Genomic DNA, 21,941 nt, shown 5'->3' on the forward strand with positions numbered 1-21,941 from the left:
TGAGGGCATGATCTTGCCGCCGGGAGGCATCGACGTGCCGAGCGCTCAAGTCGAGATAGGTGGAGGGGAGGTGGATGGGCGGGGCTGAGGGAGGCGGGCAATGCGCCGCCGGACCCTCGGCTCCAGCCAAGGATATATCACATGGGAACCAACCATCTATACGCGCTGCTCGTCGATCTGCGCGACCAACTCATCGACTATGCCAGACTGGTTGGTGGCCTCGGCCGCCGACGGCGACGCCGCGATCTTATCGCGCGCGTGCAGGCGATACTCAGCGCCGAGGTCGACAGCACCGCGCCAGCAGAAATCATGGGGGCTGCTTCGCACAGCTGGGCGCATGACGGGCAATTGAGCATCCCCGATCGAATTTCATTGGAGATCGATCCCGAACGCCTCGCAGTCGCCATCGCCGAACTGCCGCTATTTGCTCGCGAGGTGTTCACATTGCACTGCCGCGATCGCCTCGATTATTCGTCGATTGCGGCACGGCTCGCTATTTCCGAGGATGCGGTGCGCCGCGAACTTGCCGCAGCACTCGTCGCTCTCGATCGGGCGCTATATCCCGATATCCAGCCGAACAATGATGCCTCGCCCATTGCCTGAGGTGCCCAGGTCATGCAGGAAGGATTGCCATGCGCACCGACATCTCCCACCTTCCCGCCCGTAACCAGCGCGAACTCGAAGCCATCGTGCAAGCGATTTTCGAGGAATTCGAGGATGCGCACAAGCTGGCGAGCGGCGATCGCAAGGCGGGCCGCATCCTGAAAGTCATTCTCTATGGTTCGATGGCGCGCGGGGAGGGGATTTACGAGCCGCACACCGAGAAGGGCTATGTCTCCGACTATGACATACTCGTCATCGTCAATCAGGACGAACTGACCGATCACGAATATTGGTACCACCTCGAGAACCGGCTGGCGCGCGACTATATGATGCTGCACCGGCTGCGGCACCCGGTGAGCCTGATCGTTCACACGTTCCAGGAGGTGAACAACAATCTCGCCGACGGGCGATTCTTCTTCCTCGACGTCGTCAAGGATGCGGTCGCGCTCTATCAATCGGACGACAGCGAACTCGCTACTCCGCGGCCCAAGCGACCGGCCGACGCCCTCGCGCTGGCGCGAGAATATTTCGACGAATGGTATCCCAGCGCGGGGGAGTTTTACGCCATGTTTGAGGCGGCCCAAAGCCAAGGGTTTGGGAAGAATGCGGCGTTTCAACTCCATCAGGCGACCGAGCGCCTTTATCACACGCTGCTGCTGACCTGCACGCTCTACACGCCGCACAGCCACAATCTGGAAAATCTGCGCAACCAGGCGAAGAAGATCGACCGGCGGCTCCTCTTTGTCTGGCCCGACGACGATAAGAAGTCGCGCCGCCGCTTCAGTCTTCTGAAGGACGCCTATGTGAAGGCGCGCTACTCGAAGCATTATCGGATCAGCGGCGAAGACCTGGCTTGGCTTGGCGAGCGCGTGCAGGAACTGAGCGCGATCGTCCGCGAAGTTTGCACCGAAAAACTGAGCGAACTTGAATGCGCTGTGGCGGAGGCGGGAACCGATTTGGTGACACGCCTCGAAGAGGAGACCCGGATCGGCAAAGGCGGGACCCTGGCGGCGCAGCTGTCGCGGCTCGACCTGATCGTGCTCGACGAGCTCGGTTATCTGCCGTTCGCCCGCTCGGGAGGGCAGTTGCTGTTCCACCTCATCAGCAAGCTTTATGAGCGGACCAGCGTCATCATCACCACGAACCTCGCCTTCGGCGAATGGCCGACCGTGTTCGGCGATCCCAAGATGACCACGGCGCTGCTCGACCGCGTCACCCACCACTGCGATATCGTCGAGACGGGCAACGACAGCTGGCGCTTCAAAAACCGCAGCTGACAGCCACCTTCGGCGCCTTCAAAAATCTATCTTGCGCTGCGCGCGCCTCCGGTCGGGCTACGCCCGCCCTCCGCCGCACGCAGCGCAAGGCCATCTTCAACAAACCAGCATCATATTATCCGAAAAGGGGGTCCCTCTTCGACGCCGATCGGGGGTCCCTTTTGAACACGATGACGTAATTGCTGCCGTTGTTCCCATTGGGGCGCGACAGCTGCAGGGTACGAGAAATCATCGTAACGGAGGAGCATCGCCATGAAGCACTATGTCGGACTGGACGTGTCGCAAAAGGAAACGTCGATTTGCATCGTCGATGAGGCAGGACGGCCCATTCACCAGGGCCGGGTGAAATCCGATCCGGGCGTGCTGGCGGCGGTCATCTCCAGGAAAGCTCCCAATGCCGAACGCGTCGGTCTTGAAACTGGCGCCATGTCGAGCTGGCTCTGGCATGAACTCAAGCGCACCGGTTTGCCCGTGGTCTGCATCGATGCGCGTCACGCCCATGCGGCCCTGTCCGTTCGCATGAACAAGAGCGACGAGAATGATGCTCGAGGCCTGGCGGAACTCGTCCGAGTCGGCTGGTATCGAGAGGTTGCCGTCAAGAGCGAGGAAAGCCAGACTGCGCGATCCATCCTCGTGTGTCGATCCCGATTGGTGCGAGTCCGACGCGATCTGGAAAATCAGATGCGCTCTATGCTTAAGGAATGCGGCTTGCTCTTTCCACGCGCAGCCGGCGGGCAGTTCCAACGGCGGGTCAACGACCTCATCGCCGATGGCCATGCTCTCGGCTCCATTCTTCGCCCGCTGCTATCCGTGCACAAGCAAACCTGCGGCGAGCTGGAAAGGATCGATCGAACCATTCGCCAGCTTGCGCGTGAGGATGAAACGACGCGGCGGCTGATGACCGTGCCAGGCATTGGCGTCGTCACGGCCCTGACATATCGTCACACGATCGACGACCCGACGCGCTTCCAGAATGCGGCAAAGGTCGGCGCTTATCTCGGGCTCACGCCCCGCCGAAAGCAATCGGGTGAAATGGACGTAACGGGAAAAGTCTCGCGCTGGGGCGACCGGCTGTTGCGCACCTATTTGTTCGAGGCGGCCAGCGTGCTGCTTCATCGAACCAAGCGGTGGTGCTCGCTTAAGGCGTGGGGGCTGCGGCTTGCAAAGCGAAGTGGCATGAAGAAAGCGCAGGTCGCCGTTGCCCGAAAACTCGCTATCATCCTTCATTGCATCTGGGTGGATGGAACCGAGTTCGAATGGGGGAAACGGCCTGCCTGACCGTCATACCTACCCTGAAATTGCAGGACTGACGCCAGACCTGTGATGATCCACCGGGACGGTGGTTGCGGTGACCTCGTTCAAACGGCTGCGGACTTCCAGGACCGCGTTGCGCACGTTGAGGCACCCGACCCGGACATCATCATGAGGCCATGACCTCGAAAAGGACCATGACCCCGGTTCGGATCAATACACAGGCTTGACAGAAACCCGCAATTAAAGGGCCGTTTGACACTTTGGACCGAAGACCCCGAACGTCTCGCCGAGAAACTAGCCCTTCGGTCCGGCGAAAAGACGTCAGCCCTAGAAGGCCTCGGGCGACTTCTGCGCGACAGTCAGAAGGCGCGCAGCGAGCGGCACGGCATCCGGCTCGACGGCGCGCGTGACGAGATGATGCGCCGCCGCGTTGAACGCGCCGAGCAACGCGCTGCACGCGAGCGAGGGTGGGAAGAGATACTCCGGCCAGCGAGCCTAGCCGAGCGGCTGGCGGGACGCGCCCATAAGATCGCCGACCGTTTCGACGGCTATCTCCGCGGGGTGCTCGCGGACCGCCCACCGGCTGAGCCTGAGAAAACGCCGTCGCCATCGCGCGAACCCTCCCGAGGACATGACCGATGAACGGCCAGGTGCTTGTCGTGACTGACGCGACTACGGCCGCAATCGCATGGCTCGCAACAGCCGTGCGACCAGGTGCTGCGCGCGGATACCGCACTGGGGGAGGCGTAAGGAAAATGCGGACTTGTCTTCTCCTGCTTTCTGCGCTCGGAACGGCGAACAGCGCCTTGGCGGGTTTGCCCAACGCCGCACGCGAAGCCGATGTTGCTGTCTGCATCCGTCAGGCGGCCAAGGGGCATAAATGGCTTGAGCGTACCCTTTGGGGACTGCGCGATCAGGAGGGCGGCTGGATCGGGGCAGCAGTCGCCAACACTAACGGCACGCATGATCTCGGGCCGTTGCAGGTGAACAGCTGGTGGGTTCCGAAAATTGCGGCGCTGGTGAAGCGACCGGAAGCGCATGTCCGATATTGGCTTCAGAATGATGCCTGCTTCAACGCCGAAGCCGCGCGCTGGATCTTCCTGTCCGGGCTTGCCGTCACCGGCGACTATTGGAAGGCGATCGGCGCCTATCATAGTCCAACGGCCTGGCGGCAGGCGCGCTACGCCAAAGGTGTCGCTCTGCATCTCCGAAAACGGTATGGAGACGCGGTGTGGTGAACTCTTGCTCCATGTCAGCGATACGGCTTCGTCCGGGCTCTTCACTCGAACCAAGGGCCGCTGAGCGGGTGGGCGAGGCGATGACGGGCAATCCGCACCAGCCGCTGCACGCGAAGCCGATAGGACGCATTTTCTCGTCGCCAACGCTTCGGCGCGATGGCATCCTTGAACAATTCTCGCGCTATATCCTGCTCGGTCGCACCGGTCAGGATTGCATCTCCAACCCGTAATTCCAATATCCATCGGGAAGCGCGGCGCTCGCGTGGAACCAGCGAGGCGGGAAGTCGGCCTTGTTCTGAAAGAGCCAGGAACTGGCGAAGCGCGTCCAGCTTGGATCTTGCCGATTCCACTCCGTGTAACTGATACTCGATCAAGGCTGGGCCGCCGAGCAGCGTTCCCCCATAGACATCGAGTCTGATGGCCCAGCGACCATCGCTGAACAGCCAGTGTTCGGCACGATCTGCGTCGATTTCGACGGACACGAAAGGTGCAATCGCGCGGATGTCGAAGAGGTCGGCGGAGGGCGCGCTTCTGGTTGCGAGGCGTCCCTTGAGTACTTTCGGGTCCATTCTGGTGCTCCAGATCGGCCTTGCCTGGGGGGAGGCGAGAGCTGGATCGACCCAGCCGAGGAGGCCAATGTCTTTCGGTGCATCGATGGGTAGGGATTCACGCGCGGCCCAGAGTGAGCGATAGATTTGGTTTCGCCTGAGCCATTCCCAGGCGAAGGCGCGGCGATCACAGCGCAGCAGCGCGTCATATCCATCGGATGCGCGCCAATCGGAGGCCGGCAAGTTGCAGGAGAATGGAAATGCGCGCTTGGGCCGGTTGATATATAGAGCATCGCGACGCTGTGGAGGTGCCTCCAACCCCATCACGCCTCATCCGCCTCGGGCGAACTGGTCGTGATGACGGATGGATGGCGGATATATCGCCGGCGCAAGACGAAAATCGAGCGACGAAGCGCGCGTGTTCGCCGAGGCGGACCTATGGTTTGGATGGCGTGAATTCACGATCGACCCCGAATAGGCAGCGCATCTAGCGCCTTTGACCTATCTCATGGGTCATCGATATCGTTCGCCGCTACCCCCGGAGTTTCCGGTGCGAATTTCCGGGGGCAATCAAATTTTGTTCACCGTCGTCAAGCAGTTCGGCGCATCACTTCCATTGAAGCACCAACCCGCAACTCGCCCATTTCATCATTCGATTGTTTGTGAAGGCCAAGCCTGCCGCTCAATACTCGTGCGGCCCCGCAATTTTTTGCTTCATATTCGAACCGCGAGGGGATCGATTTTTGACAGTCGCATTTTCGAGCCTCTTCAAGCCCCGTCCCTCGTCCCAGCTTGTCTACCGCGCTGAACCTTCGGTTTTTCGCGCAGCCAATACCGGGATTTGTTCGGGCGCATGTCGATCGAAGAGGCACATCCAGATGGCGCGATGCAGGATGTCACATTCCGGCGGCTTTGCTTTTGTCGCATGCTTCTTGCCGAACGACGGATCATTGCCCGATATCTCAAGAAATGCGACTGGAGCCACGCGGAATGGATCATGTTGCTGGAACTCTATATCGCGGATGCGGCCGACAAGCCGCTGTCGGTTTCGAGTCTGGGATATGCCAGCGGTGTTTCGCTCCCGACGGCAACGCGGCTTGCCGTCGGTCTGGAATCAAAGGAATTTGTCGATCGTGACCGCGACGCGTTCGATGGGCGCCGGATCAATGTAACACTTGCTGCTCGCGGACGAGCTACAATGCGATGCATCCTTGATGATTGCGGAAAACTTCGAGCGTTAGCGCCCGAAAATTAGCTTTCAATCCTTCAGGCGCTAGCGTTGATGGTGGCTTCAATCGCTTCCAGCCCTCCGAGGAGATCATCGAAACGGGGCGGCGCGTTCATGAACATCTCGGACATCGCGTCATAATCTTCCGCGAGCCTATCGCGAACGAGACCGGTTGCGGCAATCCGTAAGGTCCCCAGTCGCGCGGTCTCATACCAGGCTGACTTGTCGGCAAACATCAGGCTTTTGTTGCGCACCACCTGTGGGAGCAGTTCGGGACGGGCGAGAGCCGCTTTTGTAACGCCGGCCCGATCGAGCATCAGCACGTCATAATAATGGCGCGACATTCCATCGCGTAATTTGCCGTTGTGGTGAAGGGCATGGAGGATCGTGATCTTCTCCCAATAGGTTCGTTCGACCGCCAGCGTCGGCACCTCGGTAACTGCATCGGGCAGCTCTTCGGGAAAGTCTTCGGCAAGATAGGGTGAAATCGGACGCAGTTCGAATGGCTCGGTTTCTCCCCGCGCCCCGAACTCGAGCTTGATGCGAGGCTTGATATAGCCGCTCCCATTCGCGCCGCCATAATTCTCTCCGTAGGCAAGACCATACCCCGATGTCGGAGGATAAGTGAAGAGCAAGGTCTGCCCGTCCTTGTCTTCTGGATCGAGCTCAAGCCTCCAACCTTCCGCCGTTCCCAGCCCCACCTCGATTTCGCGCGCCAGCAACGGGTGCGCGAGCGTCTGTACAAAAGCTTGCGCCGCGGCCTTCAATGCCTTTGTGCGACGGTCTCGCTCCTTTCCGCTGATATCATCCTGCATGGGGGAGAGAACATCGTCGAGCTTGGGGGCCGAGCGACTAATGGTTAGATCGACATCTTCGGAAAACCGCTCGATGATACCGTAGGCCTTCGATAGCGATGTCCCTCCCTTGAAGGTCAACTGGCCGACAAGATCGGGGCAGGCCACCAGGCGCCGGAGAATCCAGCAAACCCAGAAGTCCTTTTCGATGATGATGGCGGTGAGATCGCGCCGTGCCGCCGCTTCTGCGATGAAGGCCCGCCGGTTAGCGACATCGCTGCGCGCGAACTCATCCATGACGCGCTGCTTCGATCTTGAGTACGATATCCGCCATCCAGCCGGACATCTCGGGCCGGGCTTGAACAAGACGCTTCATGGAATTGTCGTCCAGGCGTGCCGCGAAGTAGCGAACCTTGTCGTCATCGACACCGCCCTTCCCGAGATGAGCAAGCGCCTGCAGAACCGTGTTGGCGGCGTCGGAGCCATTGTCGAGAACCGGCGCCCTGCTGTGCTTGAGGGTGAGGCTGCGCCCGCCAGCGCGTTTGACTCGGGTCCGACCTGTTGTGGCATAGCTTGCTTTGGCGGGAACTTGCGTCGAAAACCCGAGACTGTTCGCGGCCGAAGCGCCGGAGGGCGCCAGCTTGTCGCCACTTTGGACAGCAAGCGCGTCGGCGACGCGTGCCGGATCGGGACTGAGAAGGCCGAGCTTGTCATGTTGGCGGGGATAGTCATAAAGACCGCGGCCGATACGGCGAATATTACCGGCATGCGCAAGGCGCGAAAGCGCCATGTCGACCGACCCGCGAGTGCCGAAGTCGATGAAATGTCTGGGCGTAAAGACCCAGCCGCGGCCTTTGCCGCGCACGCGCTTCATGATCCGATCAGCCATGGCAGGCATTGAGCCCACTCCTTTCTGTTAGAAAATAGCATATAAGTTTCTAACAAGCTATAGTCGATTAGTTCCGCAATTTTCACCGTTCCAAACGCTGCGCGTGGTCAAGCATCCATTCCGCTCAATGTCAGGCCCATAAGGAGAGAGGGTGATGTGTTGGCGTTCGGAGGGGCAGCGAAAGAGGGGCATGCTCTGCCCGACAAGGAGGACGCAATTGTTCAACCTCAACGCCACTTTGGATTCCGTTGCGCGGCCACGCATGGTAAGCTCGCCAGAGAGGAGTGCTATGCAGGCCAATCTGTCTTCCGAGCCCTCAAAGGCCGAAATGCCACCGCCAGTGCTTGGTGATTGGCTTTGGAAGCCTTGGTACGCCAAAATCTGGTGGGCAGCGATTCCGCTTTACTGGGCAATCACGATGGCCTCGCTCAAGATTCCAGCGCTGGCGTCGTTTTTTGAGACCGCGCTTGTCGGCTATCTCAATGTTCTGTTCTTCCCGATGACGGCGCTGCTCGTGCTTGGCTTCGGATTTGTCCGTGCCCGGCTCGATGCACCTACGGCGGATCGCGGAGATCCTTTAACCGATGAGGAAATCGACGAACTGGAGCGCCTGAGGGTCGAACAAGAGATGCTGTGGAATCCACCCGATCACTTGCGCCCCGTCGGCGACATTTACGACCCATTTTCGGGAACAAGCTATATCGGCAACCCCCTCAGCCCCAACAACGGGTCGCGAATTTAGCGTCTCTTATAGCTGCTATCGCCGTCGAACGGACCGTTTGCTGTCAAACGGCCCTTTAATTGCGGGTTTCTGTCAAGCCTGTGTATTGATCCGAACCGGGGTCATGGTCCTTTTCGAGGTCATGGCCTCATGATGATGTCCGGGTCGGGTGCCTCAACGTGCGCAACGCGGTCCTGGAAGTCCGCAGCCGTTTGAACGAGGTCACCGCAACCACCGTCCCGGTGGATCATCACAGGTCTGGCGTCAGTCCTGCAATTTCAGGGTAGGTATGACGGTCAGGCAGGCCGTTTCCCCCATTCGAACTCGGTTCCATCCACCCAGATGCAATGAAGGATGATAGCGAGTTTTCGGGCAACGGCGACCTGCGCTTTCTTCATGCCACTTCGCTTTGCAAGCCGCAGCCCCCACGCCTTAAGCGAGCACCACCGCTTGGTTCGATGAAGCAGCACGCTGGCCGCCTCGAACAAATAGGTGCGCAACAGCCGGTCGCCCCAGCGCGAGACTTTTCCCGTTACGTCCATTTCACCCGATTGCTTTCGGCGGGGCGTGAGCCCGAGATAAGCGCCGACCTTTGCCGCATTCTGGAAGCGCGTCGGGTCGTCGATCGTGTGACGATATGTCAGGGCCGTGACGACGCCAATGCCTGGCACGGTCATCAGCCGCCGCGTCGTTTCATCCTCACGCGCAAGCTGGCGAATGGTTCGATCGATCCTTTCCAGCTCGCCGCAGGTTTGCTTGTGCACGGATAGCAGCGGGCGAAGAATGGAGCCGAGAGCATGGCCATCGGCGATGAGGTCGTTGACCCGCCGTTGGAACTGCCCGCCGGCTGCGCGTGGAAAGAGCAAGCCGCATTCCTTAAGCATAGAGCGCATCTGATTTTCCAGATCGCGTCGGACTCGCACCAATCGGGATCGACACACGAGGATGGATCGCGCAGTCTGGCTTTCCTCGCTCTTGACGGCAACCTCTCGATACCAGCCGACTCGGACGAGTTCCGCCAGGCCTCGAGCATCATTCTCGTCGCTCTTGTTCATGCGAACGGACAGGGCCGCATGGGCGTGACGCGCATCGATGCAGACCACGGGCAAACCGGTGCGCTTGAGTTCATGCCAGAGCCAGCTCGACATGGCGCCAGTTTCAAGACCGACGCGTTCGGCATTGGGAGCTTTCCTGGAGATGACCGCCGCCAGCACGCCCGGATCGGATTTCACCCGGCCCTGGTGAATGGGCCGTCCTGCCTCATCGACGATGCAAATCGACGTTTCCTTTTGCGACACGTCCAGTCCGACATAGTGCTTCATGGCGATGCTCCTCCGTTACGATGATTTCTCGTACCCTGCAGCTGTCGCGCCCCAATGGGAACAACGGCAGCAATTACGTCATCGTGTTCAAAAGGGACCCCCGATCGGCGTCGAAGAGGGACCCCCTTTTCGGATAATATGATGCTGGTTTGTTGAAGATGGCCTTGCGCTGCGTGCGGCGGAGGGCGGGCGTAGCCCGACCGGAGGCGCGCGCAGCGCAAGATAGATTTTTGAAGGCGCCGAAGGTGGCTGTCAGCTGCGGTTTTTGAAGCGCCAGCTGTCGTTGCCCGTCTCGACGATATCGCAGTGGTGGGTGACGCGGTCGAGCAGCGCCGTGGTCATCTTGGGATCGCCGAACACGGTCGGCCATTCGCCGAAGGCGAGGTTCGTGGTGATGATGACGCTGGTCCGCTCATAAAGCTTGCTGATGAGGTGGAACAGCAACTGCCCTCCCGAGCGGGCGAACGGCAGATAACCGAGCTCGTCGAGCACGATCAGGTCGAGCCGCGACAGCTGCGCCGCCAGGGTCCCGCCTTTGCCGATCCGGGTCTCCTCTTCGAGGCGTGTCACCAGATCGACGGTGTTGAAGTAGCGGGCGCGAGCGCCCCTTCGCACGACATTGGCGGTGATCGCGATGGCGAGGTGGGTCTTGCCTGTCCCCGTGCCGCCGACCAGCACGATATTGCGGCGAGGCGGGAGGAAGGAGCCATCGTGAAGGGAGCGGATCATCTCCTCATTGATCGGTGTGCCCTCGAAGCTGAACCGCTCCAGGTCCTTCACCACGGGCAGCCTCGCAGCCGTCATCCGATAGCGGATGGAGGCTGCATCCCGGTGGGTCGCCTCAGCACGGAGCAGGTCGGTCAGTATCTCCATGGTGGTGCGCTTGCGCTGGAGGCCGGTGGTGACCGCCTCGTCGAACGCCGCCGCCATGCCCTTGAGTCCGAGGCCGCGCATCGTGTCGATCATATCATGCCGCTGCATCATAGCCTCGCAGCAGATCATAGCGGGCACAGTCGGCGAGCGGAGGATGCTGCAGCATCCGGTCTTCCGAAGTGACGATGCTGTGGGGTGTCGCCGGCTCGCGGCGCCGGGAGAGGATGTTGAGGATCAGCTCGTCGCTGGCCGTTCCGTTCGCCAACGCTTCGCGCACGGCAGCCTCTACCGGCTCCAGGCCATCGGTGAGCACCGCCGAGAGGACCCGCACGAACCTGCGATCCGCCTCGTCCCCGGTGCCGAGCCTTCGCCGTAATCGATGCAACGCGGGCGGCAGATCCCAGTCCTGGAACGGCGCCCCGTTACGGAGCGCGCCGGGCTTGTGCGCGAGGACCGGCAGATAATGCCAAGGATCGTAGATGGTGCGGTTCCGACCGAAGTGGCGCTCATGCTCCCCGACGATCTCTTCGCCGCAACGGATGACGATACGATCGGCATAGGCACGCACCTGCACGGTCCGGCGCGCGGCCGTCGACATGACCGAGTAGCGGTTCCGATCGAAGCTGATGAGGCAGGTGCCGGTGACGGCATGCTCGCTCTCATGGAAGCCGTCGAACGGTGCCAGGATCGGCTGCAGGGCCGGTCGTTCCATCTCCAGCGCCTCGGCGACGGTGATGTCGCTGCGCTCGGGGTGGGCGTGATGCTCGGCCCAGCGTCGGCACTCCGCCTCCAGCCACCCGTTGAGCTCGGCCAGGCTGGCGAACCGAAGCCGCGGCTGGAAGAAGCGGCCCCGGATCGTCTGGACTTGCTGCTCAACCTGGCCCTTCTCCCATCCCGCTGCTGGTGAGCAGGCCGTCGGCTCGACCATGTAATGATCGGTCATGATCAGGAAGCGGCGGTTGAACACGCGCTCCTTGCCGGTGAACACGCTCGTCACCGCCGTCTTCATATTATCGTAGATACCGCGCCGGGGCACGCCGCCGAAGAAAGCGAACGCCCGAGCATGGGCATCGAACAGCATCTCCTGGCTCTCACGCGGATAGGCCCGGACATAAGGCGTGCGCGATGCGCAGAGACGAGCGTGCGCAACCTTTATCCGCATCGGCTTGCCGGCGATCTCCACATCCTCATGGCTCCAGTCGAACTGGTAGGCCTCGCCGGGCTGGAAGGTCATCGGGATGAACGCCGGTGCACCTTCGCCGGCATCCTTCCGACGCGCAGCACGCCAGCGCGCCGCATAGCGGCGCACCGCGTCATAGGAACCTTCGAACCCTTCACGCGCAAGCAGATCATGGATACGCGTCATCCGCAGCCGGTCGCGGCGACCTCGCGCCTCGTTCTCCTCGAGAAGCACATCGAGCCGTTCCTGATAGGGGCCAATCCGCGGTAAAGGCTGGACTTTGCGCTGATAGTTGAACGCCGCCTCCGGCGACCGGATCGCTTTGCGGACGACCTTCCGCGACAAACGAAGGTCACGAGCGATCGCCTTGATCGCCTTACCCGCTGCATGCTCACGCCGAATCCGAACCACTGTCTCCACGATCAACATCCCGTTCTCGCCAACTGATCAAAACCAGTCGGCCGACTAAATCCCCGGGATGAAGGGGTCCTTTTTGCACGCCGATCACCCCACGAAGGGGGTGCCTATTGCACGCTGATCCTCACGTTTGCCAAGTCAGTTGAAAATCGCCCTTTGTCGAGGATCGTTGATTGTTCCAAGGACGTCATGGGGCCGGTGATGTCGGCCGTCCCACGCGCGGAGTCTGCCTGACCAAGATAGCGATTTCGCAGACCTGTTTCTCCGAGCACTTGGCGGTTTAGTTCCCGCGTAAAGGAGGCTTCCGGATTTGCAGAGCGCGCTGCGGCGCGCTCGGCGTTTGCGATCGCTGTGCGTACATCATAGTTCATGATGTCCAGCGATGCCTGAGCACTCTCGTTGCTGATTCCCACGTCGCGGCTCGTAAATCCAACGCTTGCGCCAACCTTCCCCGATCGTCCGGTCTGCGACCGCGCACTTCCTTTCTGCCCGCCGCCGCGGGAGGCATAGTCGCTGCTATGTGCGCTTGCCCCCATATCGCCGCCCACTGTCGTTCCCATTGAGACCTGATCCTGCGCAGATCGTGATATTGACCGCTGCCACCCCGTCTGCGCGACGATCGCCGACACATCGCGCTGCAGCGTGTCGGCGACCTGCGGATTGAGGCGCCATTCGCCCTTGCTATCCATCTCGAATCCGCCCTTCAGCCAGTTGGCCATCATCGCCTGACCCTCGTCTCCACTGCTCAGCATATGCTCGATCGTATCGGGTCCGGCCTGCTTGCCAGCCTCATACTTGGTGCTGGTGTCGCTCCGCGCCGATTGCGCGAACCCGGTGCTGCTCGACACAAGGAGGTCGTTATCGGCAAAGCTGAACCGCGCGCGGCCGCCTGCGGCGATCGCGCCATATTGGCTGTCGTTGATCAGCCCGGCCCGGTGAAGTTGCGCGGCAACCTCCGGCGAAACGTTGAGATTAAGGTCGCCATTCTGCGACATTGCGAGCTGACGCTTCGTCATCGTGATGCCCTCGGCGCGCAGCAGGCCCTGCATGCGCGACAATCGCTCATTGTCGACGATGCGCGTCAGCCGCTCGTTGCGTGCGCGGTCGGCGATGCCCGCAGCGCCGCTTTCGGCCATATCGACCTGATTGCCCGCTGTGCGGCTGAGCGCCCCGATGAACGCATCGAGCTTCGCTGCCTCGCGCGTCGACACGCCGGCGGCCGCTGCGCCTTCGGCATAGCCGAAATTGTCGCTCTGCCTCCGCTGCTCGCCGATGCGGGCCGCGCCGCGGACACCGCCATGGCCGACCTCGCGCTGGGCATCGAGCTTGCCCGACCGCTCGGCAAAGTCATAGCCCGCCGCCTCTCGCGTCCGGCCATAGACGCTCGTGCCTTCGCGACCGGCCTCGGCGGTCGCGCCGTCGGCTGTGCCGAGCTGCACCGACGCGTTGTACATTTCGAGGGCGCGCATGACATGGGCCTCGTTGCGGCCCGGCGAGCGCGAGAGTGAGGAGATCGCCGTCGAGCGCGCCTCGCCCGACAACGTGTTGATGAACCCGATGCGTCGCGAGGTTTCGTCGACGGAGAGGCCGAGCATGGCTGCCGCGTTCCGTTGACCTTCATTGTTGCCGGTGCGCCATGCCTGTTCGGTCTTGACATTGCGCCGCTCGATCCCTGCGACATTATCGCCGGCGTAATCGCGGCGGCCTTCCATCGCGCCGACATTGACCTGTGCACCGGTGAGGTCGTTTCGCAGCATCTGTTCCTGCTCGAAGCTGTTGGCGATGAGCTTGGCGAAAGTCGGGTCGGCCGACGCCTGTGCGATCACGGACGACGCCTTGAGATCGGCGTCCTTGCCAACATAGCCATGGCGCTCGAAGTGCCGCCGCGCCCCCTGGAACATCATGTCGTAGGCGCGGGTGTCGCCGAATGCCTTCCATTGCACCATGTTCTGCGTGAAAGCCGCGAACGCCCGCTCACCCGATTGCCTCTCACCGAAATAACTGGTGCCGAGGCCGCGGAGCGCATCCTTCTCGGCAAAATTGTGAATCGCGGAGGTGGTCGCGTTGGCGCGCACGGCTGCGGCGGTGGCAGGGTGCGAGAGGTCGCGGCCGACGAGGGCAGGGGCGAGGCCGCCAAGCTCGCGCGCGGCATCGGTCGCGCCGAGCGCGAAGCCCGTCGTTCCCGCTGCGCCGGGCGTGCGATCAGCCAGATAGCCGCCGGCGGCGCCGAACGCGCGGTTGCTGCCGAGCGTCGACCGTTCCCCGAAGTCCCCGAAGCTCGATACCGCGCTGCGCCGCGCCATCGTGCCGGTCGCGGAGGCCTGCGCTTCGAGCGCCTGCGCGCGGCCTTCGTGCGTCATGATCGGCGTCGCCGCCGCAGTCCCCTGGCCCTGGGCGCCGAGCGCGCCGCTGGTGAAGGAGGTGAAGACATTGCCCGAGAAGCGGAACACGGTGAACACGAAGGCGCCGGCCAGCCCCGCCGCCGCGGTGCGAAAGCTGCCGAAGATCGCGAGCGCCTTCATCGCAGAGGAGGGCGCGAGCATCCAGGCGTTGGCGGCGACATGGTTGGAGCGCATCTCGGCGAGCACGTCCATCGCGCGGCCGAGGGTGAGTTGGTAGATACCGGCGTCAATCACGCCCCACATGGCGACGAATACGAACAGGCCGAGCGCGAAGCTCGCCACGCGCAGGTTGATCGGGGTCAGGATGAAGAGCAGCGCGATCGGCATCATGAACAGCATGATCCCGAACACGGTCGCCCGGATCGTCGGCATCCACTCGTTGGCGGTCGACATGGTCGCAAGACCGCTCGAGACGACCGCGCGGTTGGCCATGACCCTTGCCGCGGTCGCCGGGCTGTCCTCGAACAGCACGTCGCCGACCGCGTTCCCGAGATTGATGTTGGTCATCAACTGCTGGAGCGTCAGCGGCGTGCCGAGCATCTTGTCGCCGAGCGCGCCGAGGTTCGAGCGGCAGCGCTGAAGCTGGCCCGCGTTGCTCACATCATAGCCCGTTCGCTCGCACACCTGCCGACTGTAATCCTCGAACAGCGCGGGATCGGATAGCCGGTCCGAGATATAGGTCCAGGCTTCGGTGCAGCTCACGGTCGTGCCGCCCTTGTCGGTCGCGGTGAAGACGGTGCTGAAGGTCGCCGGTCCCGCCATCGCGGCGAATGCTGCGGGAAGATCGTTCGTGGTCCGGAAGAGCTGGTCGTCGTCGATGCCATAGGCGGGCGACACGCGCGCGACCGGATAGCATTGCCGCACATAGTCCTTGATCGTCGCATCAAGGAAGCTGTCGGTCATGGGACCGCGCGGGGAGACGGCGTTCAGGAACAGGTCGAAGCTGTGCCCCCCCGCGCCGAATTCCAGCTTGGCATTGGGATCGATCGTGTTGTCGTCGATCGTCTCTGCGATCGCTCGCTCCATCATGTTGGTGACGCCCGCGACCAGCACGATCAGGTTCGGGACGTCGCCGACGGGCTGATAGGCGTTGCGGACCCGGTCGTAGACATGGACGGTGCCCGTCGTCGCGACGAGGCCGACGAAGAGCCCGACGCCGACGAGCGTCTGGAAGCCGAAAGCCACGATGCCCATGCCGTTGCCGCGGACGCTCGCGAGCAGCGCGCCGAGCGCGATCCCGGCAACCGCGATGATGAAGACGAGCGTCTCGTAGCGCGGGTCGGCGAAGATCATCGAGACGAGGCGGAAGGCGTCGACCGTCTCGTTGAACCCGTCATAGGTGTGGAAGCTCGTTTCGAGGGCGAACGCCGCGGTCGGCGCCAGAGCGGTGAAGGCGGCGAGGAGCGCGGAAAGGGTGTGGGCGCGCATGGCGGTCAGCGAATGCGGTTGGCGGCGGCGCCGGCGGCGTCGCGCGCGTCACGGTCGCGCTGTCGGACGAGACCGGAGTAATTGGCGGAGAGGTTGGTCTGTTCGAGGGCCGCCATGTAGGATTGGCGCATCTGTGCGCGTTGGCGCAGCACCTCGTCGCGCAGACCCTGCAACTGCTCGATCCCCTTGGTGAGAATACGCGTCTGGCAGATATTGGCATTTCCGGCGTCGGCCGCGCCCGCGGCCGTGGTGCCGCGCTCGGCGTTCGATAGCGCGAAGTCGATCGAGCGGGTGAGGTCGTTGAGCATCTGGTAGGCGAGGGTGAGCGCGACCAGTTCATCGGTATCACCGATCACGCTGTCCTCGACGCCTTCGCGCACACCCCATTCGAGCATCCGGTAGACCGGTAGCGTCTTCACATTGGCGACGAACTGGCGTTCCTCGGCCGTCAGCGCCGAGCGCGTGCGGATCTTCGTCGCGATCGCCTGCATGCGCTCGCGCGCGAGGATCAGCGCGCCGCGGCCCGGCCCGTCGATCTGGCAGTCGGCGCCGGTCGGCGGCATGTTGAGCGCGCGCGACTGGACGCGCCCGGTCAGGAAATCGTCGACGCCTTCGGTCTCCTGGCGCGGGCAGGCGGGGATCGCCGAGAAGAGCGGCACCTTGTCGGTCGTATCCCAGCGCATATAGACGTCGCCGACCCGCGCCCGCATGACGCCGGTCCACTCGCCGGCGCCGACGCGCGCCGCGGCGTGGGCGAGGAGCGAGCCGGTACGGAAGATGTCGGTGACCTCCCACGGGCAGTTGGCGAGTGCGCCCTTCAAATCCTCGGTCGGGTTGTTCTGGTTCGCCTGGATCTTCTCGCGGCTCTGCTGATAACTCTTCGCATAGCCTTCCTTGATCGACTTGTAGCCGGTCATCTCCTCGATGATGCCCGACATATTGTCGTCGCCCTTGGCGATCTGGACCATGCGGTTGGCGAGGCGGCAGTCGTTGACCTGGATCGAGTTCAGGAAGTTCGTCGCCGCCTCCATCTTCGAGATGATGTTGCCCATCTTCTCGTCGAGGGTCTCGAGGAGATACTGGAACGCCACCGCGGGCGCGGCCTGCAATATGCTCTCGAGTTTCTGGACGAGGTAGTCGGGATCGAGGAAGGACATGCCGCCGAGGAACATGTCGATTCCGCCGCAACCCGCCTTCACCTTGGGGAGAGTCAGACTCATCAGATAATCGTTGTGGACGTCGACGCGGCCCGAGAGGCCGCCGGCTGTCACATAACCGCGCGCCTGGTCCTCGAAGCTGCCGGGCGACGTATAGGTGACATTGTCGAACCAATGCTCCGCCCAGCTCTGCGCCGCAGCGGGCGTCGCGGCGCTTGCCGAGGAAAGGGCTAGGGCGATCAGCGGCAGGCGAAAGCGGGCGGTCGGCATGTTCGACGTCCTTTGGTCTGGTGCAGGTAAGGGAAGAGCTGAGTTGCCATGCTCAGCGCCTCGGGCGGTTGGGCGGGACGGCGCCAACGATCCCCGTGAATTTCGAGAGCGCGCGAACGCCGACGGCAGGGCGAACCCCGGTCAGCATCTTGGCGGCCAAGTATAGGTTACGCGCGAGGTTCGGCGCATGGTCGGTCCCGATGGCGATAGGAATAATGCGGTTCTGATCGGCCGCCGGGCGCACCCAGGTGACGGGATGACCGATCCACGGCAGCCCGAGTCGGCCCGAGCGCAGCATTGCTTCCTGTTCGCCGATCGCGCGTACCTCCCAGCCATAGCGAGCGCGAAGACCGGCGAGTTTCGCCCAGAGGTCCGCGCAAGGCGCACAGCCGGGCGCCGTGCTCATCTCGATGACGAAGATGCCGCGTTGGCCTCGCAGCGTCTCGGCGAGGTCCGGGGGGAAGGCGCGTGTTATGGGCACTCGGCCCAGCCAGTTCCGCATCTCCGCCATCGTCGCGACCGGGTGGACCGCAGCTCGTGCAGCAATCTCGCGACTGACCATTTGGGCGCCTGCGGGCGAGCCGAGCATGATCGCCACACTTGCTGCCAGGAGGATGTTAGTCCGCCAGAACCCGCCTTGCAGGTAAGGGTAATTTACCTTACATTGAAAGGCGGAAAGGGTATTACGTATGAACGCAGTCACGATCACGACGAAGGGGCAGATCACGCTGAGGAAGGAGTTGCTCAGGCATCTCGGCGTCCACCCCGGCGACAAGATCAGCCTCGAGAAACTGCCCGACGGTCGGATCGCAATTCGGCCGATGATGAAAGCCGGCAAGATTTCGGAGGTTTTCGGGATGCTCAAGCGGGACGGCCAAAAGCCGCTCTCGATCGACGAGATGAACGAGATTATCGCAAAAGGATGGGCTGGCGAACGGTGAATATCATTGCCGACACCAACATCCTCGTTCGCGCAATTGCGGATGACGACAAAATTCAAAGCCCGATCGCCAAGGCGCAACTCGATGGGGCTGAACTCGTCGCGCTTACGCTGCCGGCGCTTTGCGAACTCTGCTGGGTATTCCTTCGCGGGTACAAGGTGAGCCGAGAGGACTTGGCCGGATCGATCCGGGTCCTGATTTCTGCGGACAATGTGAAAGTGGACGTGCAAGCCGTCGAAGCCGGGCTCGCCATGCTGGATGCGGGCGGAGACTTTGCCGATGGCGTCATCGCCCACGATGGCCAATGGCTCGGCGGTGAAACCTTCGTCAGCTTTGACCGAGGCGCCGTTGGTTTGCTGCAGAAGCACGGACAGACCGCAATAATCCCCAAATGATTGCATGTCCGCGCTGGGTGCGTTGCAAACTGTTGTAATAGCCCCCGTCATCGCCGCGGCTCCATTCCGATCCCAACGAGATCGCCCCTGAGCACGCGCGGGTCGGTCGCTGACACTGGCCCATTCGACAGCGCGTCGAAGAAGCCGTCTTCCTCGCCCGCGCCGGTCAGGAACTGCTCGGGCCGAATGTCGCCGAGCAACAGCCGGACCGCCTGGTAGGTCGTCTGGGTGAGATTGGGATAGGATTCGACGCCGCTCGCGATCACCATGCGCTGCGCGCTGCCGCGACGGATCACCATCGTCGTCGGAGTAACCTCGACCCCAAAGCGCTGGCCGAGTTCGGGGCGCTGGTCGATGTCCATCTGCGTTACCTGCCAGCCGGTCTCTTCGCGGAACCGCTCGAGGATCGGCCATTGCACGCGGCAATAGCCGCACGAGGCGCGCGAGAACATCACCAGCGCAAACTGTCCGGCATTGGCGCGCAGATAGTGGCGCCGGATCGCGTCTTTCTCGGCTCCCATTGCCGAACGTGCGTCGCCGACCATGGGGTTGGCCGACTTGGAATTAAGCTCGGGATTCTGAAGCAGGGCGATCTGCGTGACGCCCGCGAACGCCCGCGCTTTCCTCCGCGCGAAGTCCTGCAACCGCCAGAAGTCCGCGACCGCATCGACGGAGAGCACCGTCGCGGCATAGTCGCGCTGCTGTTCGATCAGCTTGCGGATCTTCGGTGGCGTCCAGGTCGCGAGCTCCGCCATTGGCGGGATCGTGGGTTTTACGAGCGCGTCGGGATCGGGCTCGCTCGGCTCCGGCGGCGGCGCTTGGTACCACCAATAGCCCTGTTTCAGCTCGGGCGCGCGGGAGGAGGATGGGTTTTGCGCGAGCGCGGCGGTTGTGGTGGAGAGGGCGATGCTGGCGAGAAGGAGCGCCCGCATCACAGCACCTTCACCACGCGAGAGAGCCGCGCGATCGAAACCGGGCCATAATAGCGGCTGTCGAACCCGCTCGGATGCGAGGAGCCGACATAGATGGTGCCGGGCTTGATCAGCCCATTGTCCGGGCGCCAGTAATCGAGCTTCTGGCCATTCCGCCCATAGGGCTTGGTCACTCCCAGCAATTTGCCGTCGCAATAATACCAACCATCCATTGCGTCCGGCGCGATCATGGAGGGTTTCTCGATCAGCGAGATGCGCTCGCTTGGCATGCAGAGCGCGCGCTTCGTCACGTTGATCGGCTCGGGACCGGCCAGCGGATGCGACAGCTTGAACATGACGAGGTCGCCCTTCGTGATCGGGCCGGGGTTCGACCGCACCGCCCAGGCGTCGATCGACGGCGACATGACGAGCGTGATTTGCTGGACGGCCCAGCTGGCAAACAAGCCGAGCGGGATCACGAGCGCACAGGCTTTCCACAGCCGGTCGGGCCGCGTCGGCTCGCCGAGGCCTTCGGCACCGAGCGCCACGGCCGTGCGCCGCGGCAAATTCTTGAGGCCGATGGCCAGCTGCTTACCGGCCTTCCAGGCGAGACTGAGCATCGCGCACCTCCTCCTTTCCACCAAGACGGGCGATTCCTTCGAGCAAGCCAGAGAGCGCGGCGTCGCCGTAAACGACGCGGCCCGCGCGGGGGCTTTCGTCCTCGCGCTCGCAATAAGGGAGCACGGGATCGCCGGGGATCATCGCTAGCGCGGGAACGCGCGTGACGCCATGCTGCCGGAACACGAGCGGATCGACGATGAGCTGGACGTCGCGCATCGCGCAGGCCGGGCCTTCGCAGCCGGGATCGAGCCGGAGGATTTCGGCGGTCAGCTTCGCCATCGGCGCGACCTTGGTCATCCCGCCCGGCATTCCGCGGAACGCGATCACGCCGCGCGCCTTCTCGAGCTGAGCGGCATAGGTGCGCAGCGTCGCCGTGGGCATAGAGGAGGAGGCGAACAGCACCGGCACCCACCCCGTCGCCGCTGGTGCAGGACCGGCGTCGGCGACGGCCTTCATGTCGGGCGCTTCGAGGCCCAGCGCCTGTTCGAGGCGCTTCGCCATCGCTGCGCGCTCAGCGGCGAACCGGTCCTTGCCCGCTTCCATCGCCTTGCGGGCGCGGGATTCCATCGCGGGAGAGGGCGCCTGGCTCCGCAGCACTTCGAAGGCGCGGCGGCGCTCGGCTTCGGTCGGCTTGGGCAGTTCGGACGGCCCCGCCTGCGGTTCCGCCTTGCGCCGTTCGATGGCTCTGCGCAGCCGGTCCATCGCGGCATCGCCCTCCATCTCTATTCCGACGCGCGCTGATGGAGGAGCCTTTTGGTCGGGTGCCCCCGGCGATATCTGCGCTGCCGCGAGGCTCGCGAAACCCATCGCGCCGCCGATCGTCAGCGCGATCGCGAAGCGCACGTCAGCGGCCGATGGCCTGGTAATAGGCATCGATACGTTCCTTCATGTCGATTTGAATGTCAGCCTGCGCGCGGGCCTCGATCTCGGAATAATATTCGGACAGGTCCATCTTGGAGAAGTCGAGCGCCTGGAACTCCTCGGTGGTGACACGCCTCGAAGAGGAGACCCGGATCGGCAAGGGCGGGACCCTGGCGGCGCAGCTGTCGCGGCTCGATCTGATCGTGCTCGACGAGCTTGGATATCTACCGTTCGCACGCTCGGGAGGGCAGTTGCTGTTCCACCTCATCAGCAAGCTCTATGAACGCACCAGCGTCATCATCACCACCAACCTCGCCTTCGGCGAGTGGCCAACCGTCTTCGGCGATCCCAAGATGACCACGGCGCTGCTCGACCGCGTCACCCATCACTGCGATATCGTCGAGACCGGCAACGATAGCTGGCGCTTCAAAAACCGCAGCTGACCGCCACCTTCGGCGCCTTCAAAAATCTATCTTGCGCTGCGTGCGCCTCCGGTCGGGCTACGCCCGCCCTCCGCCGCACGCAGCGCAAGGCCATCCTCAACAAACCATCATCATATCCCAAAAGGGGGTCCCTCTTCGACGCCGATCGGGGGTCCCTTTTGCGCGCCG

The 21,941-nt window shown here is 62.8% G+C and carries 19 protein-coding genes and 4 pseudogenes; 10 read left to right on the forward strand and 13 right to left on the reverse strand.

Annotated elements, in window-relative coordinates; all coding sequences use genetic code 11:
* Positions 1-141: 141 nt before the first annotated feature.
* From V6U71_RS03305 to V6U71_RS03325, 5 genes and pseudogenes are all read left to right on the forward strand, one after another.
* The gene (locus V6U71_RS03305) at positions 142-603 is read left to right on the forward strand and encodes an RNA polymerase sigma factor (RefSeq protein ID WP_058537156.1); all 462 of its coding nucleotides are present in this window, start codon (positions 142-144) and stop codon (positions 601-603) included.
* A gap of 566 nt (positions 604-1,169) precedes the next feature.
* Positions 1,170-1,439: pseudogene (locus V6U71_RS03310) on the forward strand (HEPN domain-containing protein); the annotation flags it as partial.
* A gap of 117 nt (positions 1,440-1,556) precedes the next feature.
* Positions 1,557-1,880, forward strand: a pseudogene (locus tag V6U71_RS03315) (ATP-binding protein); the annotation flags it as partial.
* A gap of 252 nt (positions 1,881-2,132) precedes the next feature.
* Positions 2,133-3,158, forward strand: a complete 1,026-nt coding sequence (locus tag V6U71_RS03320) for an IS110 family transposase (RefSeq protein WP_058537102.1) — start codon at positions 2,133-2,135, stop codon at positions 3,156-3,158.
* A 614-nt stretch (positions 3,159-3,772) separates the two neighbouring features.
* Positions 3,773-4,372, forward strand: coding sequence for a lytic transglycosylase domain-containing protein (locus V6U71_RS03325; protein WP_411340994.1), 600 nt, complete (start codon positions 3,773-3,775; stop codon positions 4,370-4,372).
* Positions 4,373-4,413: 41 nt separating this feature from the next.
* On the opposite strand, the gene V6U71_RS03330 is transcribed toward V6U71_RS03325, so the two are convergent.
* Entirely contained in the window at positions 4,414-5,244 is an 831-nt protein-coding gene (locus V6U71_RS03330) for a transcriptional regulator domain-containing protein (protein WP_082639814.1), read from the reverse strand.
* Positions 5,245-5,773: 529 nt separating this feature from the next.
* Here V6U71_RS03330 and V6U71_RS03335 point away from each other — a divergent pair.
* Positions 5,774-6,175 (forward strand): MarR family transcriptional regulator, encoded by a 402-nt coding sequence (locus V6U71_RS03335; protein ID WP_058540028.1) that lies wholly within the window; start codon positions 5,774-5,776, stop codon positions 6,173-6,175.
* Between the two features lie 11 nt (positions 6,176-6,186).
* Here the strand turns inward: V6U71_RS03335 and V6U71_RS03340 are convergent, their stop codons facing one another.
* Together V6U71_RS03340 and V6U71_RS03345 are read right to left on the reverse strand one after the other, a co-directional pair.
* Positions 6,187-7,239 carry a nucleotidyl transferase AbiEii/AbiGii toxin family protein gene (locus V6U71_RS03340; RefSeq protein ID WP_411340995.1) on the reverse strand — a complete coding sequence of 351 codons (1,053 nt, stop codon included), beginning with the start codon at positions 7,237-7,239 and terminating at the stop codon, positions 6,187-6,189.
* Positions 7,232-7,840, reverse strand: coding sequence for a DUF6088 family protein (locus V6U71_RS03345; protein WP_058537147.1), 609 nt, complete (start codon positions 7,838-7,840; stop codon positions 7,232-7,234). The genes V6U71_RS03340 and V6U71_RS03345 overlap by 8 nt, the downstream gene beginning before the upstream one ends.
* Before the next feature lie 280 nt (positions 7,841-8,120).
* Here V6U71_RS03345 and V6U71_RS03350 point away from each other — a divergent pair, with 280 nt between their 5' ends.
* The gene (locus V6U71_RS03350; RefSeq protein ID WP_082639812.1) at positions 8,121-8,573 is read left to right on the forward strand and encodes a hypothetical protein; all 453 of its coding nucleotides are present in this window, start codon (positions 8,121-8,123) and stop codon (positions 8,571-8,573) included.
* A 275-nt stretch (positions 8,574-8,848) separates the two neighbouring features.
* On the opposite strand, the gene V6U71_RS03355 is transcribed toward V6U71_RS03350, so the two are convergent.
* From V6U71_RS03355 to V6U71_RS03380, 6 genes are all read right to left on the reverse strand, one after another.
* Positions 8,849-9,874, reverse strand: a complete 1,026-nt coding sequence (locus V6U71_RS03355) for an IS110 family transposase (RefSeq protein ID WP_058537102.1) — start codon at positions 9,872-9,874, stop codon at positions 8,849-8,851.
* Positions 9,875-10,126: 252 nt separating this feature from the next.
* Entirely contained in the window at positions 10,127-10,855 is a 729-nt protein-coding gene (gene istB / locus V6U71_RS03360) for an IS21-like element helper ATPase IstB (protein ID WP_031304487.1), read from the reverse strand.
* Positions 10,842-12,356, reverse strand: coding sequence for an IS21 family transposase (istA, locus tag V6U71_RS03365; RefSeq protein ID WP_068878314.1), 1,515 nt, complete (start codon positions 12,354-12,356; stop codon positions 10,842-10,844). The genes istB and istA overlap by 14 nt, the downstream gene beginning before the upstream one ends.
* A 95-nt stretch (positions 12,357-12,451) precedes the next feature.
* On the reverse strand, positions 12,452-16,174 hold the full coding sequence (locus V6U71_RS03370) for a conjugal transfer protein TraG N-terminal domain-containing protein (RefSeq protein ID WP_411340996.1): 3,723 nt from the start codon (positions 16,172-16,174) through the stop codon (positions 12,452-12,454).
* Between the two features lie 5 nt (positions 16,175-16,179).
* Positions 16,180-17,601: a conjugal transfer protein TraH gene (locus V6U71_RS03375; RefSeq protein ID WP_411340997.1), complete on the reverse strand. Its 1,422-nt coding sequence runs from the start codon at positions 17,599-17,601 to the stop codon at positions 16,180-16,182.
* A 52-nt stretch (positions 17,602-17,653) separates the two neighbouring features.
* A complete protein-coding gene (locus V6U71_RS03380; protein ID WP_058537143.1) occupies positions 17,654-18,190 on the reverse strand; it encodes a hypothetical protein in 537 nt (178 codons plus the stop codon).
* Between the two features lie 100 nt (positions 18,191-18,290).
* Between V6U71_RS03380 and V6U71_RS03385 the strand changes: the two genes are divergently transcribed.
* Together V6U71_RS03385 and V6U71_RS03390 are read left to right on the forward strand one after the other, a co-directional pair.
* Positions 18,291-18,542 carry an AbrB/MazE/SpoVT family DNA-binding domain-containing protein gene (locus V6U71_RS03385; RefSeq protein ID WP_058537142.1) on the forward strand — a complete coding sequence of 84 codons (252 nt, stop codon included), beginning with the start codon at positions 18,291-18,293 and terminating at the stop codon, positions 18,540-18,542.
* Positions 18,539-18,937 (forward strand): type II toxin-antitoxin system VapC family toxin, encoded by a 399-nt coding sequence (locus V6U71_RS03390; RefSeq protein ID WP_058537415.1) that lies wholly within the window; start codon positions 18,539-18,541, stop codon positions 18,935-18,937. The genes V6U71_RS03385 and V6U71_RS03390 overlap by 4 nt, the downstream gene beginning before the upstream one ends.
* A gap of 47 nt (positions 18,938-18,984) precedes the next feature.
* Here the strand turns inward: V6U71_RS03390 and V6U71_RS03395 are convergent, their stop codons facing one another.
* The 4 genes and pseudogenes from V6U71_RS03395 to V6U71_RS03410 all read right to left on the reverse strand — a co-directional run.
* Positions 18,985-19,869: a conjugal transfer protein TraF gene (locus V6U71_RS03395; protein WP_058537141.1), complete on the reverse strand. Its 885-nt coding sequence runs from the start codon at positions 19,867-19,869 to the stop codon at positions 18,985-18,987.
* A complete protein-coding gene (locus V6U71_RS03400) occupies positions 19,869-20,468 on the reverse strand; it encodes a S26 family signal peptidase (protein WP_058537140.1) in 600 nt (199 codons plus the stop codon). The genes V6U71_RS03395 and V6U71_RS03400 overlap by 1 nt, the downstream gene beginning before the upstream one ends.
* Positions 20,440-21,342 carry a type-F conjugative transfer system pilin assembly protein TrbC gene (locus V6U71_RS03405; protein WP_082639811.1) on the reverse strand — a complete coding sequence of 301 codons (903 nt, stop codon included), beginning with the start codon at positions 21,340-21,342 and terminating at the stop codon, positions 20,440-20,442. Before V6U71_RS03405 ends, V6U71_RS03400 begins: the two co-directional genes overlap by 29 nt.
* Positions 21,314-21,466: pseudogene (locus V6U71_RS03410) on the reverse strand (conjugal transfer protein TraN); the annotation flags it as partial. The pseudogene V6U71_RS03410 and the gene V6U71_RS03405, both read right to left, overlap by 29 nt.
* On the opposite strand from V6U71_RS03410, the pseudogene V6U71_RS03415 reads away from it, so the two are divergent.
* Positions 21,453-21,773 (forward strand): annotated as a pseudogene (locus tag V6U71_RS03415) (ATP-binding protein); the annotation flags it as partial. The pseudogenes V6U71_RS03410 and V6U71_RS03415 overlap by 14 nt on opposite strands.
* Positions 21,774-21,941: the final 168 nt, after the last annotated feature.

This window comes from Sphingopyxis sp. J-6, from assembly GCF_046603995.1.
Taxonomy (GTDB): Bacteria; Pseudomonadota; Alphaproteobacteria; order Sphingomonadales; family Sphingomonadaceae; genus Sphingopyxis.

Bases quoted from the DNA above. Each gene is read 5' to 3' on its own strand.
- V6U71_RS03320 (WP_058537102.1), top strand. From the start codon at position 2,133: ATGAAGCACTATGTCGGACTGGACGTGTCGCAAAAGGAAACGTCGATT.
- V6U71_RS03370 (WP_411340996.1), bottom strand. From the start codon at position 16,174: ATGCGCGCCCACACCCTTTCCGCGCTCCTCGCCGCCTTCACCGCTCTG.
- V6U71_RS03395 (WP_058537141.1), bottom strand. From the start codon at position 19,869: ATGCGGGCGCTCCTTCTCGCCAGCATCGCCCTCTCCACCACAACCGCC.
- V6U71_RS03400 (WP_058537140.1), bottom strand. From the start codon at position 20,468: ATGCTCAGTCTCGCCTGGAAGGCCGGTAAGCAGCTGGCCATCGGCCTC.
- V6U71_RS03330 (WP_082639814.1), bottom strand. From the start codon at position 5,244: ATGGGGTTGGAGGCACCTCCACAGCGTCGCGATGCTCTATATATCAAC.
- V6U71_RS03340 (WP_411340995.1), bottom strand. From the start codon at position 7,239: ATGGATGAGTTCGCGCGCAGCGATGTCGCTAACCGGCGGGCCTTCATC.
- V6U71_RS03385 (WP_058537142.1), top strand. From the start codon at position 18,291: ATGAACGCAGTCACGATCACGACGAAGGGGCAGATCACGCTGAGGAAG.
- V6U71_RS03405 (WP_082639811.1), bottom strand. From the start codon at position 21,342: ATGCCTATTACCAGGCCATCGGCCGCTGACGTGCGCTTCGCGATCGCG.
- V6U71_RS03325 (WP_411340994.1), top strand. From the start codon at position 3,773: ATGAACGGCCAGGTGCTTGTCGTGACTGACGCGACTACGGCCGCAATC.
- V6U71_RS03305 (WP_058537156.1), top strand. From the start codon at position 142: ATGGGAACCAACCATCTATACGCGCTGCTCGTCGATCTGCGCGACCAA.
- istA (WP_068878314.1), bottom strand. From the start codon at position 12,356: ATGTTGATCGTGGAGACAGTGGTTCGGATTCGGCGTGAGCATGCAGCG.
- V6U71_RS03355 (WP_058537102.1), bottom strand. From the start codon at position 9,874: ATGAAGCACTATGTCGGACTGGACGTGTCGCAAAAGGAAACGTCGATT.
- V6U71_RS03345 (WP_058537147.1), bottom strand. From the start codon at position 7,840: ATGCCTGCCATGGCTGATCGGATCATGAAGCGCGTGCGCGGCAAAGGC.
- V6U71_RS03380 (WP_058537143.1), bottom strand. From the start codon at position 18,190: ATGCTCGGCTCGCCCGCAGGCGCCCAAATGGTCAGTCGCGAGATTGCT.
- V6U71_RS03350 (WP_082639812.1), top strand. From the start codon at position 8,121: ATGCAGGCCAATCTGTCTTCCGAGCCCTCAAAGGCCGAAATGCCACCG.
- V6U71_RS03335 (WP_058540028.1), top strand. From the start codon at position 5,774: ATGTCGATCGAAGAGGCACATCCAGATGGCGCGATGCAGGATGTCACA.
- istB (WP_031304487.1), bottom strand. From the start codon at position 10,855: ATGCAGCGGCATGATATGATCGACACGATGCGCGGCCTCGGACTCAAG.
- V6U71_RS03375 (WP_411340997.1), bottom strand. From the start codon at position 17,601: ATGCCGACCGCCCGCTTTCGCCTGCCGCTGATCGCCCTAGCCCTTTCC.